General features: G+C 60.6%; 17 protein-coding genes. 9 read left to right on the top strand and 8 right to left on the bottom strand.

Annotated elements, in window-relative coordinates; translation table 11 throughout:
• Nucleotides 1-6: 6 nt before the first annotated feature.
• Entirely contained in the window at nucleotides 7-567 is a 561-nt protein-coding gene (locus tag AC54XV_RS18475) for a nitroreductase family protein (RefSeq protein ID WP_003404145.1), read from the top strand.
• Here the strand turns inward: AC54XV_RS18475 and AC54XV_RS18470 are convergent, their stop codons facing one another.
• The 5 genes from AC54XV_RS18470 to AC54XV_RS18450 form a co-directional block, all read right to left on the bottom strand.
• The gene (locus AC54XV_RS18470) at nucleotides 568-1,917 is read right to left on the bottom strand and encodes a sensor histidine kinase (RefSeq protein WP_011268526.1); all 1,350 of its coding nucleotides are present in this window, start codon (nucleotides 1,915-1,917) and stop codon (nucleotides 568-570) included.
• A gap of 86 nt (nucleotides 1,918-2,003) precedes the next feature.
• On the bottom strand, nucleotides 2,004-2,489 hold the full coding sequence (locus AC54XV_RS18465) for a hypothetical protein (RefSeq protein WP_003404142.1): 486 nt from the start codon (nucleotides 2,487-2,489) through the stop codon (nucleotides 2,004-2,006).
• 171 nt (nucleotides 2,490-2,660) lie between these two features.
• Nucleotides 2,661-3,338: a response regulator transcription factor gene (locus tag AC54XV_RS18460; protein WP_003404140.1), complete on the bottom strand. Its 678-nt coding sequence runs from the start codon at nucleotides 3,336-3,338 to the stop codon at nucleotides 2,661-2,663.
• Nucleotides 3,339-3,424: 86 nt separating this feature from the next.
• On the bottom strand, nucleotides 3,425-3,724 hold the full coding sequence (locus AC54XV_RS18455) for a YciI family protein (protein ID WP_060409479.1): 300 nt from the start codon (nucleotides 3,722-3,724) through the stop codon (nucleotides 3,425-3,427).
• 1 nt (nucleotide 3,725) lies between these two features.
• Nucleotides 3,726-4,322 carry a septation protein A gene (locus AC54XV_RS18450; RefSeq protein WP_011268525.1) on the bottom strand — a complete coding sequence of 199 codons (597 nt, stop codon included), beginning with the start codon at nucleotides 4,320-4,322 and terminating at the stop codon, nucleotides 3,726-3,728.
• A 65-nt stretch (nucleotides 4,323-4,387) separates the two neighbouring features.
• Here AC54XV_RS18450 and AC54XV_RS18445 point away from each other — a divergent pair, with 65 nt between their 5' ends.
• The 8 genes from AC54XV_RS18445 (at nucleotide 4,388) to arfB (ending at nucleotide 11,531) form a co-directional block, all read left to right on the top strand.
• Complete coding sequence (locus AC54XV_RS18445) at nucleotides 4,388-5,251, top strand: PHP domain-containing protein (RefSeq protein WP_003404134.1); 864 nt, start codon at nucleotides 4,388-4,390, stop codon at nucleotides 5,249-5,251.
• Nucleotides 5,252-5,264: 13 nt separating this feature from the next.
• Nucleotides 5,265-5,894, top strand: coding sequence for an L-threonylcarbamoyladenylate synthase (locus AC54XV_RS18440; RefSeq protein ID WP_003404133.1), 630 nt, complete (start codon nucleotides 5,265-5,267; stop codon nucleotides 5,892-5,894).
• Nucleotides 5,894-6,712, top strand: a complete 819-nt coding sequence (locus tag AC54XV_RS18435; protein WP_003404131.1) for a segregation and condensation protein A — start codon at nucleotides 5,894-5,896, stop codon at nucleotides 6,710-6,712. The genes AC54XV_RS18440 and AC54XV_RS18435 overlap by 1 nt, the downstream gene beginning before the upstream one ends.
• Before the next feature lie 15 nt (nucleotides 6,713-6,727).
• Nucleotides 6,728-7,495 carry an SMC-Scp complex subunit ScpB gene (scpB, locus tag AC54XV_RS18430; RefSeq protein WP_032653332.1) on the top strand — a complete coding sequence of 256 codons (768 nt, stop codon included), beginning with the start codon at nucleotides 6,728-6,730 and terminating at the stop codon, nucleotides 7,493-7,495.
• 304 nt (nucleotides 7,496-7,799) lie between these two features.
• A complete protein-coding gene (locus AC54XV_RS18425) occupies nucleotides 7,800-7,991 on the top strand; it encodes a DUF1289 domain-containing protein (protein WP_003314720.1) in 192 nt (63 codons plus the stop codon).
• Nucleotides 7,992-8,175: 184 nt separating this feature from the next.
• Nucleotides 8,176-9,405, top strand: a complete 1,230-nt coding sequence (rluB, locus tag AC54XV_RS18420) for a 23S rRNA pseudouridine(2605) synthase RluB (RefSeq protein ID WP_003314721.1) — start codon at nucleotides 8,176-8,178, stop codon at nucleotides 9,403-9,405.
• A gap of 271 nt (nucleotides 9,406-9,676) precedes the next feature.
• The gene (locus AC54XV_RS18415) at nucleotides 9,677-11,086 is read left to right on the top strand and encodes an amino acid permease (RefSeq protein ID WP_003404128.1); all 1,410 of its coding nucleotides are present in this window, start codon (nucleotides 9,677-9,679) and stop codon (nucleotides 11,084-11,086) included.
• A 31-nt stretch (nucleotides 11,087-11,117) separates the two neighbouring features.
• Nucleotides 11,118-11,531 (top strand): alternative ribosome rescue aminoacyl-tRNA hydrolase ArfB, encoded by a 414-nt coding sequence (gene arfB, locus AC54XV_RS18410; protein ID WP_003314723.1) that lies wholly within the window; start codon nucleotides 11,118-11,120, stop codon nucleotides 11,529-11,531.
• A 929-nt stretch (nucleotides 11,532-12,460) separates the two neighbouring features.
• On the opposite strand, the gene AC54XV_RS18405 is transcribed toward arfB, so the two are convergent.
• From AC54XV_RS18405 to AC54XV_RS18395, 3 genes are all read right to left on the bottom strand, one after another.
• Nucleotides 12,461-13,660: an MFS transporter gene (locus AC54XV_RS18405; RefSeq protein ID WP_058398728.1), complete on the bottom strand. Its 1,200-nt coding sequence runs from the start codon at nucleotides 13,658-13,660 to the stop codon at nucleotides 12,461-12,463.
• A 138-nt stretch (nucleotides 13,661-13,798) separates the two neighbouring features.
• Nucleotides 13,799-13,978 carry a hypothetical protein gene (locus tag AC54XV_RS18400; protein ID WP_003314725.1) on the bottom strand — a complete coding sequence of 60 codons (180 nt, stop codon included), beginning with the start codon at nucleotides 13,976-13,978 and terminating at the stop codon, nucleotides 13,799-13,801.
• A 453-nt stretch (nucleotides 13,979-14,431) separates the two neighbouring features.
• Nucleotides 14,432-14,788 (bottom strand): 4a-hydroxytetrahydrobiopterin dehydratase, encoded by a 357-nt coding sequence (locus AC54XV_RS18395; protein ID WP_058398730.1) that lies wholly within the window; start codon nucleotides 14,786-14,788, stop codon nucleotides 14,432-14,434.
• Nucleotides 14,789-14,797 lie beyond the last annotated feature (9 nt).

The following is a 14,797-nucleotide window of genomic DNA, read 5'->3' as shown; positions in this document are numbered from 1 at the left end:
CAGTCCATGCAGGCGCTCGACGTTTTGCTCAATCGTGTATCGGTTCCACGACTGGTCGACCCGGCCCCGGACGCTGCGCAGCGGGAAATCCTGTTCGGTGCCGCATTGCGCGCCCCGGATCATGGACAGCTCAAGCCGTATCGTTTTCTGACGGTCGAAGGCGCGGCCCGTGAGCGCATGGGCGAGATGCTGGCGCAGGCGCTGCAGGAGAGTGGCGCAGAAGTTACCCCGCAGGCGCTGGAAAAGGCCCGTCTTGGCCCGTTTCGCGCACCCTTGGTGGTGGTCGTGATCGCGCGCTTGCAGGACCACTTCAAAGTCCCGCACTCAGAACAACGGATCACCGCCGGATGCGCCGCCCATGGTGTGTTGCTGGCAGCTTATGCACTGGGTATCGGTGCGGTCTGGAGGACTGGCGAGCTGTCCTATGCGCCGCAGGTAGCCAAAGGCTTCGGCCTTGAAGCCGGCGAAGAAGTGCTCGGCTTTCTGTATCTGGGCACCCCGCTGAACCCGCCGCGCGAAGCACCAAAAGTCGATACGGGCGGGTTTGTCAGCGAGTGGCAGGGCTGATCAGACCGACGATGAACCGAGCGGCTCTCTGGGCAGATCCAGCGTGGCGATAAACCCGCCGTCCGGGTGATTGCCCAACATCAGAGTGCCGCCATGTCGTTCCGCTGCGCGTTTGGCGATCGCCAGCCCCAGACCGTGACCCGGCGTGGTCTGGCCGGGGGCGCGGTAAAACGGCTCTCCCAGTTGTGTCAGGTGTTCGTCGGCAACCCCCGGGCCATGATCACGAACGCTCAGACGGATGTGATCGCCCACCAGCGTTGCCTGCAGATCGATGCTCTGGCCGCTCGGGTTGAAGCGCAGCGCGTTGCGCAGCAGGTTGTCCAGCGCACGTTCGATCATGTCCGGCCAGCCTTTGAACTGCAGGTTGTCCTGCACCTCGACGCGAATATTCTGGTCGACACCGTCCAGCTGTGTGTCACTCTTCAGGCGCTGCAGCAGGGCTTCGATGTCGACGGGCTCAGGGCCACGAAGCTCGGCGTCGAGGCGTGCGAGGGCCAGAATCTCGCTGATCAACGCCTCCAGCCGGTCACATTCACGACCCAGCCGTGGCCAGAGCTTTTCACGCTCGGCAGGCTCCGCGCGTTCCGCCAGCGCCAGAGCGATGCGCAACCGGGCCAGCGGTGAGCGCAGTTCATGAGACACATCGCGCAGCAACTGGCGCTGGCTGCCAATCAGGCTTTGCAGGCGCGCACCCATGCGGTTGAAGTCCTTGGCCAGCACGCCGAATTCGTCACGGCGGTTGGCCAGCTGTCCGAGGCTGTGCTGTTGATAGCTGGTTTGCCCCAGGTCGTACACTGCGCCGCGCAGGCGGCTCAGCGGTCGGGTAATCGACAGCGTCACGAACAGGCTGAACAGGGTCAGCACCACCAGGGCAATGCCCAGCGCGCTCAACGGCCACATCAGACTCTGACGGTGCCACTCGTCGAGCTCCGGGTGCGGAACGCGGTAGATAAACAGGTAGGTTTCGCCGGTCTTCGGGCTGCTGTACTCGGTGGCCAGGCGGCGCCAGGGCAGTTTGCGCCCCTGATCGTCGTCTTCCCGCTGCCGCGCTTCCAGGGCTGCGGCGCGGGGCGGGAAGGTGCCGCGCACCATCGGCTCGCCGCTGTCGCTGAGCACTTGCGTGTCGATACGATTGCGTCGTTTGATGTCCTGAAGAAATTCCTGAGCGTTATCCGCGCCCTTGTCCTCGAAGCGTTGCGTCCACTGTTCGGGCAACGAGTTGAGCACCGGATGACGACTGAGGATCCACGCATCCTGATTGAGCATATGCCCCATGAGCACCGACAGGCCGCCTACCAGAGCGATGGCCAGCCAGAAGCTGGCCAGGATTCGCCAGAACAATGAACGCACGGGATTTCCTCGGTCTCAGTAAAAAAGCCCGGCATGCGCGCGCATGCCGGGTTGTGTTCAACTCACCGGGCCGCGAGGCCTGATGGTTACAGCGTTTTTGCTGCTTTTGCCGCTTTCCAGGCCTTGAACTCGGCCCATTCGGCGCGACGCTCATCTTCTTTCTTCTTGATTTCGTCAAACAGCTTCTGCTGGTCAGGCCTCAGCAGTGCACGAACTTCGCTGTCGGTCTTGGAGCGTTTGGCTTCGATTTCGTCGTGCATTGCTTTCTGGTCGGCAGCAGGCATTTTTTCCAGGTAGCTTTGAGTGATTTCGCGGCGCTCATGCTTTTGCTCGCGCATCAGGCGTTCGATCTGCTGACGCTGTTCACGTGTCAGGTCCAGCTCAGCCATCGGTCCCATCGGGCCAGGGCCGCGATCCATACGTGGGCCAGGGCCTGGGCCGCGGTCATCGCGATCCATGTGCATGGCAGGTCCGTCAGCATCCGGGCCACCGGCAGGTGGTGCTGGTGGTGCAGCCATGGCAATGGTCGGCAGGGCAGTGGCAAACATCAAAGCGATCAGGGTCTTGCGCATTGTGTATCTCCTTGTCTCTAGTGCGGCTCGATGCCGATGAGCCCAGTTTAGGGAGATCAAGGTCAAGCGCAGTCAGCGCTTGGTAAAGCTTGTGTAAGGGGCAGCTGCAAGTTGTCAGCTTCAAGCTTCAAGCCAGAAGCGCTCTGCTTGTAGCTTGCAGCTTGTAGCTGCTCAAAGAGCATAATAATAGCCGCGGCTGCGCAGTGCGACGATGCGCGGGCGGCCGTCGGCGTGCGGGCCGATTTTCTTGCGCAGGTTGCTGACGTGCATGTCCAGACTGCGGTCGTACAGGGTCAGTTTGCGGCCCAGGGCCAGTTGCGCCAGTTCCTGCTTGTCCAACGGCTCGCCGGGCTGGCGCATCAGCGCTTCCAGCAAACGGCTTTCGGACACGGTGAGGGTCAGTTCCTTCTCGTCGACACTGACCACGCCGCGCATCGGGCTGAAAGTCAGGTCGCCCAGTTCGAGCTGGCTGGACGACGCCACCGGATGGCTGCGGCGCAGCACGGCGCGCAGGCGGGCGGTGAGTTCGCGAGGGTCGCAGGGCTTTGCCAGGTAGTCGTCAGCGCCCAGCTCCAGACCCAGAATACGGTCCAGCGGCTCGCCGCGTGCCGAGAGCATGACCACCGGCAGGTCAGGGTGTTCGGCGCGTAATTGCTTGAGCAATTCCAGACCACTGCCATCGGGCAGCATCACGTCCAGCACCACGGCCGCCGGGGCAGCGTCGGCCAATGCCTTGCGCGCGCTGTTCCCGTCGTGACAGGCGCGTACCTGAAAGCCTTCCTGGCTCAGCCAACTGCTCAGCAGTTCGCACAGCTCCTGATCATCATCAATTAGTAACAGCTCGCTCATGACTCACTCAATTGGCCACTACCGGGGTGCAGCGTGACTCTGCCTCGATCAGAAAGCAGAGCTGTTAATAAGTCGGTCGGGCAGGCTCAGGGCATAACCTGCTTGAACGGCTTGACCACGACGTTGGCGTAGACGCCTGCGGCCACGAACGGATCGGCTTCGGCCCACGCCTTGGCGGCGCTTTGCGATTCGAACTCGGCAACGATCAGGCTGCCGCTGAAACCGGCAGCGCCCGGGTCGTTACTGTCGACTGCCGGGTGTGGACCGGCCAGCACCAGACGGCCTTCATCCTTGAGCGCGTTGAGGCGCTCCAGGTGTGCCGGGCGAACGCCAAGGCGTTTTTCCAGCGAGTTTTCGACGTCGGTGGCGATGATTGCGTAGAGCATGTCAGTCCTCGGATTTGGGCGTATTGGGAGTGGTGTCATGCAGGTGGCGTGACAGGTAGATCCCCTGGCCGACCAGGAAGATCAGGGTCATGCCCAGACTGCCGAATACTTTGAAGTCGACCCAGAATTCCTGATAAGTGAACGCCACATACAGGTTGGCTGCGCCACAGAACAGGAAGAATATGATCCAGGCGATGTTGAGCCGCGTCCAGATCGCCGCCGGCAGGGTCAGTGCATGACCCATGATGCGCTGGATAAGCGGACGGTCGCCGATGAAATGACTGCCGGCGAAGGCGACTGCAAACAGCCAGTTGACCACCGGTGCTTTCCATTTAAGGAAGGTTTCGCTGTGGAAGGCCAGGGTCAGGCTGCCGAACACCAGGCACGCCACCAGGGTGAGCCACTGGCTTTTTTCCAGCTTGCGCTGTTTGACGTAGAGAATGCCGTAGACCACCACCGAACTGATGATCAGCATCGCCGTTGCACTGAAAATGCCGCCTACCATATAGGTATTGCCGAGGATATCCACGGCGCGCGGCTCGGTTTTGTAAACGATGAAAAACAGCAGCAGCGGGATGAAGTCGATGAATTGTTTCACAATGGCAGCCAGAAGCAGGATGTGGCGGCATAATAACAAACATCAATGAACACGAAAGCATCACTATGAATGTAGACCTGCACTGCCACAGCACCGCTTCCGACGGGGCGCTCTCGCCCACGGCACTGGTTGCGCGTGCTCATGAAAACGGCGTGCGCGTCCTTTCGCTGACCGACCACGACACCCTCGAAGGGCTTGAAGAGGCCCGTGCGGCCGCGCATTCATTGGGTATGCAACTGGTCAACGGGGTGGAGCTGTCCTGCACTTGGGGCGGGGCGACGATCCATATTCTGGGGTACGGATTCGATACCCGGGCCCCGGCGCTGACCGAAGCCATCAGCCGTTTGCACGAAGGACGCTGGCTGCGTGCGGAAGAAATCAGCCGCAAACTGGCGATCAAAGGTATGCCAGGGGCGCTGGAAGGCGCGCGCGCGATTCAGCAGGAGCTGGGTGACAGCGGTAATGCGCCTGCGCGTCCGCACTTTGCCGACTTCATGGTGCGCTCGGGCTTCGTCAAGGATCGCGCCGAGGCATTTCGCAAATGGCTGGGCGCGGGCAAACTGGGCGATGTGAAACAGCACTGGCCGACGCTGGAAGACACGGTAGCCACCTTGCGGGCGTCGGGTGCATGGGTCAGCCTCGCACATCCTTCACATTATGACTTTACCCGCAGTAAACGGCGTAAACTGGTCGGCGATTTCGTCCAGGCCGGTGGGCACGCCATAGAAGTGGTCAATGGCATGCAGCCTGCCGATCAGGTCGGCACCCTGGCCATCCTTGCCCGCGAGTTCGGTCTGCTGGTTTCCGCCGGCAGCGACTTCCACGGTCCTGGCACCTGGGGCGAAATCGGCACTTATCGCCCCGTGCCTGAAGATCTACCGCCTTTGTGGTGCAGATTCAAACATGAACAGCCTACTGCCTCCGTCTGAACAGGAAGTAATCGTGAGTCAATTTTTCCAGGTCCATCCGGAAAACCCGCAGCCGCGCCTGATCAAACAGGCCGCTGAAATCATCAAGGCCGGCGGGCTGGTGGTGTACCCGACAGATTCGTCCTATGCACTGGGTTGCCAGATCGGTGACAAGAGCGCCATCGAGCGTATCCGCCGCCTGCGCCAGCTGGACGACAAGCACAACTTCACCCTGATGTGCTGTGATCTGTCGCAACTGGGGCTGTTTGCCAAGGTCGACACCGGCGCGTTCCGCGCACTGAAGGCGCACACGCCAGGGCCATACACCTTCATTCTCAACGCCACCCGCGAGGTGCCGCGTCTGGTGCTGCACCCCAAGCGCCGCACCATCGGCCTGCGTGTGCCAAGCCATCCCATCGCCCAGGCCCTGCTGGAGCAATTGGGCGAGCCGCTGATGAGCGTCAGCCTGATCATGCCGGGCGACAGCGTGCCCCTCAGCGATCCCTATGAGATGCGCCAGGTTCTCGAGCATCAGGTCGACCTGATCATCGATGGCGGGATCGGCGGTATTTCGGCGTCCACGGTCATTAACCTGGCTGAGGGTGAACCCCAGATCGTTCGGGTTGGTTGCGGTGATCCGACGCCTTTCGGTGAACGCGCCTGATGACAGCCGTCGAGTCGGTGGACAGCCAGGCAGACGCCCAGCAGGAACTGCCGTTCGCGCTGGTCTATGGGCGTGCTGTCACGCAGATGCCGCTGGACCTGTACATCCCGCCCGACGCGCTGGAGGTTTTTCTCGAAGCGTTCGAAGGGCCGCTCGACCTGCTGCTGTACCTGATCCGTAAACAGAACATCGACATCCTCGATATTCCCGTGGCCGAGATCACCAAGCAGTACATGGGTTACGTCGAGCTGATGAAAACCGTGCGGCTGGAGCTGGCAGCCGAGTATCTGGTCATGGCCGCCATGCTGGCCGAGATCAAATCGCGCATGCTGTTGCCGCGTTCGGCGGAAGTCGAAGAGGAAGAAGGCGATCCGCGCGCCGAGCTGATTCGCCGCTTGCAGGAATACGAGCGCTTCAAGGCGGCCGCCGAGGGCATCGATGGCCTGAGCCGGGTGGGGCGCGATGTCATCGTGCCAAAACTGGACGCTCCCGAAGCCCGTGCACGCAAGTTGCTGCCGGATGTCAGTCTCGAAGAAGTGCTGATGTCGATGGCCGAAGTGCTGCACCGCGGCGACATGTTCGAAAGCCACCAGGTCAGTCGCGAGGCACTGTCCACCCGCGAGCGCATGAGCGATGTGCTGGAACGTCTCAAGGGCGGCGGTTTTGTGCCGTTCGCCGAGCTGTTCACTGCCGAAGAAGGGCGTCTGGGTGTGGTCGTGACGTTTATGGCGGTGCTTGAGCTGGTCAAGGAATCCCTTGTCGAGCTGGTCCAAAACGAGCCCTTTGCGGCGATCCATGTCCGGGCGCGAGCCGAGTAGAGCTAAAACACACCCATGAATCTCAACGAACCTCGCGAACTGGCCCCGTTGCTTGAAGCATTTCTGCTGGCCTCCGGAAAACCGCAGACGCTGGAGCGGCTGTATGAGCTGTTCGAGGAAGGCGAGCGCCCTGAACCTTCGGTGTTCAAAAAGGCGCTCGAGGTGTTGCGCAAGTCCTGTGAGGGGCGCGCCTTCGAGCTCAAGGAAGTGGCGTCGGGTTATCGTCTGCAGATTCGTGACCGCTTTTCGCCGTGGGTCGGGCGGTTGTGGGAAGAGCGGCCGCAGCGTTACTCCCGGGCCATGCTGGAAACCCTCGCGCTGATCGCTTACCGCCAGCCGATCACGCGGGGCGAGATCGAAGATGTGCGCGGTGTTGCGGTCAACAGCCACATCGTCAAGACCCTGCTCGAGCGCGAGTGGATTCGCGTGGTGGGCTACCGTGATGTGCCCGGCAAACCGGCCATGTTCGCGACCACCAAGGGCTTTCTCGACCACTTCAACCTCAAAAGCCTCGACGAACTGCCGCCGCTGGCCGACCTGCGCGAGATGGAAACCGAGCCAGTGCTGGATTTCGAAGAGGCGCCGGTGCCTGCGCACCTGCAAGCCCTGGCCGACGCCAGCCTCGACCCGGACGCAGAGCCCGAAGCCCCGCGTGACGAAACCAGCTTCCGCAGCCTGCTGGTGGAACTGGACTCGATGGAGCAGGGCCTCAAGACCGACTTCGACGACCTGCTACGCGCGGAGCCAGAGGCTGAAGACGGCAAAGGCGACGATGAGATTTGATTGATTATCGCTCCCACGCTGAAGCGTTCAGCGTGATACACAAGTCTCGTGGGAGCGAGCTTGCTCGCGAAGGCGATGGTGCAGGCTCGCTATTTTCGGATTCTGTAAGGGCCCTTTCGCGAGCAAGCTCGCTCCCACAAGACCTGTATGTAGCCATGAGCGCTCTGCGTCCTCTTGATACCTCGTCCTGGAGCGTGCGGAACGATAATCAGAACTGCCCTGCCAACGCCCGGCGCACTTCGGTCGAATTCATACGCCAGCCCAGGGTCACATCTGATACCACTCGCCACGAGATTCGCTGCCCATGAGTTCGACCAAGAACCCCTGCATCAGCCTGTGCAAGTTCGATGATGACATTTGTCTGGGATGCGGCCGCAGCAAGCGCGAAATCAAGTCCTGGAAGAAGCTCGACAAGGACGACAAACGCACGGTGCTCGATGAGTCTGCCAAGCGGCTGGCGAAGCTCAAGACCGCCGGTCGTAAAAAGAAGAAGTGATCCGGGCATTTGCCGCTGACGCCGGATGCGTAAACCGGCGCAGGGGCGTATGATGGCCGACCCTCGGCGATCAAGTGTCGCCCGGGCTTTCAAGTATTTCGCCTTGCCGCTATCCACAGCGCGCCGGGCACAGGTCTTGCCGGTTCTCGGCCAGCCCTGATTCGACACACCGGGAGGTGCCCAGATGAGTGAAAAAGACAAGCAGGACAGCCAGGAAATCGGACCCGCAGGCGAAAAGCTGCAGAAGGTTCTGGCGCGCATTGGCGTGGGTTCACGCCGTGACGTGGAAGCCTGGATTACCCAAGGCCGTATCAAGGTCAACGGCAAGGACGCGACCCTCGGTCAACGCGTCGACCTGCATGACGCCATCAGTGTCGATGGTCGCGTCATCAAGCGCGAAGAAGCGGCCGAAACGGTCCGTCGCGTCATCATGTACAACAAGCCCGACGGTGAGATCTGCACCCGTGACGACCCTGAAGGCCGTCCGACCGTGTTCGATCGTCTGCCGCGCCCGAAAGAAGGCCGCTGGATCAACATCGGTCGTCTTGACATCAACACCACCGGCCTGCTGATGTTCACCACCGACGGTGAACTCGCCAACCGCCTGATGCACCCGTCGTTTGAAATGGACCGTGAATACGCGGTTCGCGTGCGTGGCGAAGTCGATGACGACATGCTGCTGCGCCTCAAGAACGGTGTGATTCTCGAAGACGGTCCTGCGCGCTTCACCGATATCCAGCAGGCACCGGGCGGCGAAGGCTTCAACCACTGGTATCACTGCGTGGTGATGGAAGGCCGCAACCGCGAAGTACGTCGTCTCTGGGAATCCCAGGGGCTGGTGGTCAGCCGTCTGAAGCGCGTGCGTTACGGGCCGGTGTTCCTCAACTCCGACCTGCCGATGGGTCGCTGGCGCGAAATGAGCCAGTACGAAGTCGATATTCTGGCCGCTGAAGTCGGTCTGCAACCTGTGGCCCAGCCGCAGATGAATGCCAAGACCAAGGACAAGATGGAGCGTCTGCAGCGTCAATCGTCGCGCCCTCTGGGCAAAGGCGAGCGCGTTCGCACCTTGCGTCCGGCTGCTGGTGCTCCGGCGACCGGCGGCGAGCGCGCACCGCGTCAGCCGCAGATCACCGGCAGCGAGCGTGATCGTCCGCGCGGTGGCGATTCGACTCAGCGTCCTTCGCCGCGCAAGGATTCGGGCAAGCCCGGTTCGCGCGCGCCGCGTCCGGCCGACAACAGCCGTGGCACGCCGGTCGCCGAGCGTCCGAGCGACATGAACAAGCGTCCGGCCAAGCCGGGCCCCAAGCGTGTCGGCATCAAGCTGGTCAACGATGATGCGCCGTCAGGCAAGCGTCGTGGCCCACCGGCAGGTTCAGGTCAGCGTCCGGGCTTCGGTCGTCGCAAGCCTGAGTGATCGCACGGTGTGAATGAATGGCAACGCCAGTCCCCAGGGCTGGCGTTGTCGTTTTCGGCGCGCTGAAAAGTGCGGTCACACAGCCGTCGCGTATCGACCTTCCTGTTTTGAACCTCAGCCGGGATGCACGTGTACAATGCTGCGCTTTTTTCTGTGAAACAGTGCTGTTCAACGCTCCGGGCCATCCGCCTCGAACGCTGCAATTCTGTTGCGCCACGAGCGCAACAGGTTCTATTCCGTCACAGAACACGATCGATCAGGTGGCTATTGAATGAGTGAAACAACCTCACCCTCGGGCGAACTGAAACGTGGCCTGAAGAATCGACACATCCAGTTGATCGCCCTGGGCGGTGCTATCGGAACGGGCCTGTTTCTCGGCTCGGCGGGCGTGCTGAAATCAGCCGGGCCGTCGATGATTCTCGGTTATGCCATCTGTGGCTTCATCGCCTTCATGATCATGCGCCAGCTGGGCGAGATGATCGTCGAAGAACCGGTCGCCGGGTCGTTCAGCCACTTCGCCCACAACTACTGGGGCGGTTTCGCCGGGTTTCTGTCGGGCTGGAATTGCTGGCTGCTGTACATCCTGGTCGGCATGTCCGAGCTGACTGCCGTCGGCAAATACATCCATTACTGGTTGCCGGACATCCCGGGCTGGGTATCCGCGGCAGCCTTCTTCGTGCTGATCAATGCCATCAACCTGACCAACGTCAAGGTCTTCGGCGAGACCGAGTTCTGGTTCGCGATCATCAAGGTGGTGGCGATCATCGGAATGATTGCCCTGGGCAGTTACATGCTGGTCAGTGGCAGCGGCGGCCCGCAGGCCTCGGTCAGCAACCTCTGGGAGCATGGCGGGTTCTTTCCCAATGGTGTCAGCGGTTTGGTGATGGCGCTGGCAATCATCATGTTCTCCTTCGGCGGCCTGGAAATGCTCGGTTTCACTGCTGCCGAAGCCGAACAGCCGAAGACCGTAATTCCCAAGGCGATCAACCAGGTCATCTACCGCATCCTGATTTTCTACATCGGCGCGCTGGTGGTGCTGTTGTCACTGACGCCGTGGGACAGCCTGCTTGCCAGCCTGAATGCGTCTGGCGATTCCTACAGCGGCAGTCCGTTCGTGCAGGTGTTCTCGATGCTGGGTAGCGACACGGCGGCGCACATCCTCAACTTTGTGGTGCTGACGGCAGCGCTGTCGGTCTACAACAGCGGCACCTACTGCAACAGCCGCATGCTGGTGGGTATGGCCGAGCAGGGTGATGCGCCCAGGGCGCTGGCCCAGGTCGACAAACGAGGGGTGCCGGTCAAGGCTATCTTCGCCTCTGCCGCGGTGACACTGGTCGCGGTGCTGCTCAATTATTTCGTGCCGCAGCAGGCGCTGGAACTGTTGATGTCGCTGGTGGTGGCCACGCTGGTGATCAACTGGGCGATGATCAGCTACTCGCACCTGAAATTCCGCCAGCACATGAACCGCACCGCACAAGTGCCGCTGTTCAAGGCGCTGTGGTATCCCTATGGCAACTATGTGTGCCTGGCCTTTGTGGTGTTCATCCTCGGCATCATGCTGATGATCCCCGGCATCCAGATCTCGGTGTATGCGATCCCGGTTTGGCTGGCGGTGATGTGGGTCTGTTACCGGGCCAAAAACAGGCGTAGCGTTGTCGTGCCTGCCGAGTCTGGCAAATAGCCTTGCCCTTTTCCGAGAAGAAGAGACCCCGATGCTGGTGATTTCCAACAACGTTCATCTGCCGGACGCCGAGATCGAGTTGACCGCTATCCGTGCCCAGGGCGCGGGTGGGCAGAACGTCAACAAGGTCTCCAGCGCCGTGCATTTGCGTTTCGACATCAACGCTTCGTCGCTGCCGCCGTTCTACAAGGAGCGGCTGCTGGCGTTGAGTGACAGCCGGATCACCAGCGACGGCGTGATCGTGCTCAAGGCTCAGCAGTATCGAACCCAGGAGCAGAACCGTGCCGATGCCTTGCTGCGCCTGAGCGAGCTGATCGTCAACGCGGCCAAGGTCGAAAAGAAACGCCGCCCGACCCGCCCGACCCTCGGCTCCAAGACCCGGCGCCTGGAGTCCAAGAGCAAGCGCGGCTCGATCAAGGCCGGACGCGGGAAAGTGGATTTCTGAGGTGTTTTTCAGTCTCGTGCCACGCAGTGCTCAGCGCTATACAAAAGTCTGCGCTTGATTCTGGCCGCAGGCCGTAGGAGCGAACTTGTTCGCGAAAGGGCCCGTACCGTCGCAGAAATTTTGGCGTTCAAAACAATGTCTTCGCGAACAAGTTCGCTCCTACAAAAGCCCTCCCGCCCTCACGCTCGAACGTAGGAGCGAACTTGTTCGCGAAAGGGCTCGTACCGTCGCGGAAGATCTGGCGTTCAAAGCAATGCCTTCGCGAACAAGTTCGCTCCTACAAAAGCCCCGTTCCCACGCTCGAACGTAGGAGCGAACTTGTTCGCGAAAGGGCTCGTACAGTCGCAGAAGATCTGGCGTTCAAAACAATGCCTTCGCGAACAAGTTCGCTCCTACAAAAGCCCCGTTCCCACGCTCGAACGTAGGAGCGAACTTGTTCGCGAAAGGGGCCGTACAGTCGCGGAAGATCTGGCGTTCAAAACAATGCCTTCGCGAACAAGTTCGCTCCTACAAAAGCCCCGTTCCCACGCTCGAACGTAGGAGCGAACTTGTTCGCGAAAGGGCCCGTACCGTCGCAGAAGATTTAGCGTTCAAAACAATGTCTTCGCGAACAAGTTCGCTCCTACAAAAGCCCCGTTCCCACGCTCGAACGTAGGAGCGAACTTGTTCGCGAAAGGGCTCGTACCGTCGCGGAAGATCTGGCGTTCAAAACAATGCCTTCGCGAACAAGTTCGCTCCTACAAAAGCCCCGTTCCCACGCTCGAACGTAGGAGCGAACTTGTTCGCGAAAGGGCCCGTACCGTCGCGGAAGATTTTGCGTTCAAAACAATGTCTTCGCGAACAAGTTCGCTCCTACGCCCTGCGGGCAGCAGCCTGAAAACTCCGCTTTTCGGGCTCTTCAGGACCTGTATGACTATGAGCACCGATCATTACTGGCGCAGCACCTGTGCCTGCTTGTACAGATAAACGCTCAACGCCAGCCCGGTGAGTGACGCCAGTGCCGCGAACAGGAAGATCGAGACGAAGCCGAAACCGGCGGCAATGGCGCCTGCCAGTGGCCCGGTGATGCCCAGTGACAGGTCGATGAACAGCGAGTAGGCGCCCACTGCCGCGCCTCGGCTCGACGCCGGGACCAGATTGACCGCTTCCACGCCCAGCGCCGGGAACACCAGCGAGAATCCGAAGCCGGTCAGCGCCGCGCCAGCCAGCGCCAGGTCCGGAGTGGGTGCCAGCCATAGCAGCAAGAGCCCCAGGCTTTCCACGGACATGCAGACAATCGCCACTCGAAAGCCGCCCAGGCGATTGATCAGGTTGCCGAACAGCAGGCGCGCGGCGATGAAACTGCCACCAAACAGCGTCAGGCACAGCGCGGCATTCGGCCAGTGGTTGCTCGCGTAGTACAGGGTGATGAACGTCGCGATAGTGCCGAAACCGATACCGCCCAATGCCAGGCCCATGCCATGCGGAAACACTCGCCCCAGCACATGCATGAATGGCAGTCGCTCACCCTGCACAATAGGCGCCGGCTCTTTATGCCAGGTCAGGTACAGGCCCAGCCCGCACAGCAGCATGATGCTCACGCCCACTGTCCACAGGCCGAGTTCGTCAACCATCCATACGCCCAGTGGCGCACCGATGGCCAGTGCGCCGTAGCTGGCGATGCCATTCCAGGAAATGACCTTGGCGGTGTTCTGTGCGCCGACCCGGCCGATGCCCCAGCCAATCGAACCAGAACCGACCAGGCTTTCCGCAGCACCGAGGATCACCCGGCCAATCAGCAGAATCACCAGGCTCGCCATCGGCCAGCTCTCCAGCCACACCGGCACCAGCATGAACACACCGCTCAGCCCGCAACCGGTCAGCCCGATCTGCACAGCTTTCTTGCTGCCCAGATTGTCGATGATGCGACTCGACCAGGGCCGACTGATCAGCGTGGCCAGGTATTGCACGCTGATGACCAGCCCGGCGATGACTGCACCAAAGCCCAGATCACTGTGGACATAGCCGGGCAGAACGGCGAGGGGAATGCCGATGTTCAGGTAGCCGATAAAGGTGAACATCACGATGGACACGACGGTCAGGGTAACGGCCATCGGGGTTTGCGGTGTGTTTTGCTGTGTCTCGGACATGGGGCGGGCTTTCGTTCTTTTGCGGGCATGGCGTTCGAGCGGGCAGGGAAAACCCTTAGCAAGCTCTCGAAGTGCTCATCATACCGATGCATCGGGCGATGCAGGTGCAACAGATTGAAATAAACCTGAATGTAGGGGCTATTTGTCCCTGGGGGCCACAAGGTGTGTGGTCACGAGAGCGGCCAAGGCGTTTTCCTGAGTACCGAAACGGGCGAGCAGGGCGCTCTGTTTTTCCGGGCTGAGGCGTGACCAGATCTCGATCATTTTCTCGGCGGTGCCAATCAGGGCGCTGGCTTGGGTTTCAGTGAAGTCGCTCATAAAAATCTGCTGTTTGCCTGTTGCTGGTTTTCCAGGCGTATTGAAAACCGGCAAAACCGTTTTTCGATACGCCTGAAAACAATCGCCTTCAGTCTTTGCTTCCGGCTTTCTGGCTGTCTTGAGCCGAGGGTGTTGCTTTCATTGCGACAGGTTGACCAAGCTCTTGCTGAGCCAGAGTCGACTGTTGTGGTTCCTGTTGGCCTGGTGGGAAGTTAGGGATTTCATGCATCGTCGTCGCTCCTCGCAAGGGGTTGCAGATAGAACCGTGCTTTAAAAAGCCTGCGCAGGATAACCCACTGAAAATGACAATCAGGATATTTTTTTACCCTGATTGCCCTGATCGTGAAACAAAATCGCGTTTTTACTGTCCGGCTTTTCACCTTGCGAGGTGCTGAGCAGCTTGATTTCATTGGGCCGGACCGCTCTGGCAAGGTCCATCGCCCACCAATCATTTTATTTTCGGCCTTCTGCGCCCTTGGCCACTTCATCAGTGCGCGCGGCCATGATGAAGTCGTTGCGGTGCAGGCCCTTGATCGAGTGGCTCCACCAGGTCACGGTCACCTTGCCCCACTCAGTCAGCAGGCCGGGATGATGGCCTTCCGCTTCGGCAATCTCACCCACTGCGTTGGTGAACGCCAGCGCCCATTTGAAATTCTTGAACAGAAAGACTTTTTCCAGCTGCATCACCGCGTCGCGGACCTCGATGTTCCAGTCCGGGATCTGCTTGAACAGTTCCGGCAATTCGGCTTCGCTGACCTGCGGCGCATCGGCACGGCAGGCTTCACAGTGAGCTTGATTCAAGGTGGTCATAAGCAGAGG

This window comes from Pseudomonas fragariae (ex Marin et al. 2024), assembly GCF_059621105.1.
This window is presented reverse-complemented; position numbering and strand designations above follow the sequence as displayed.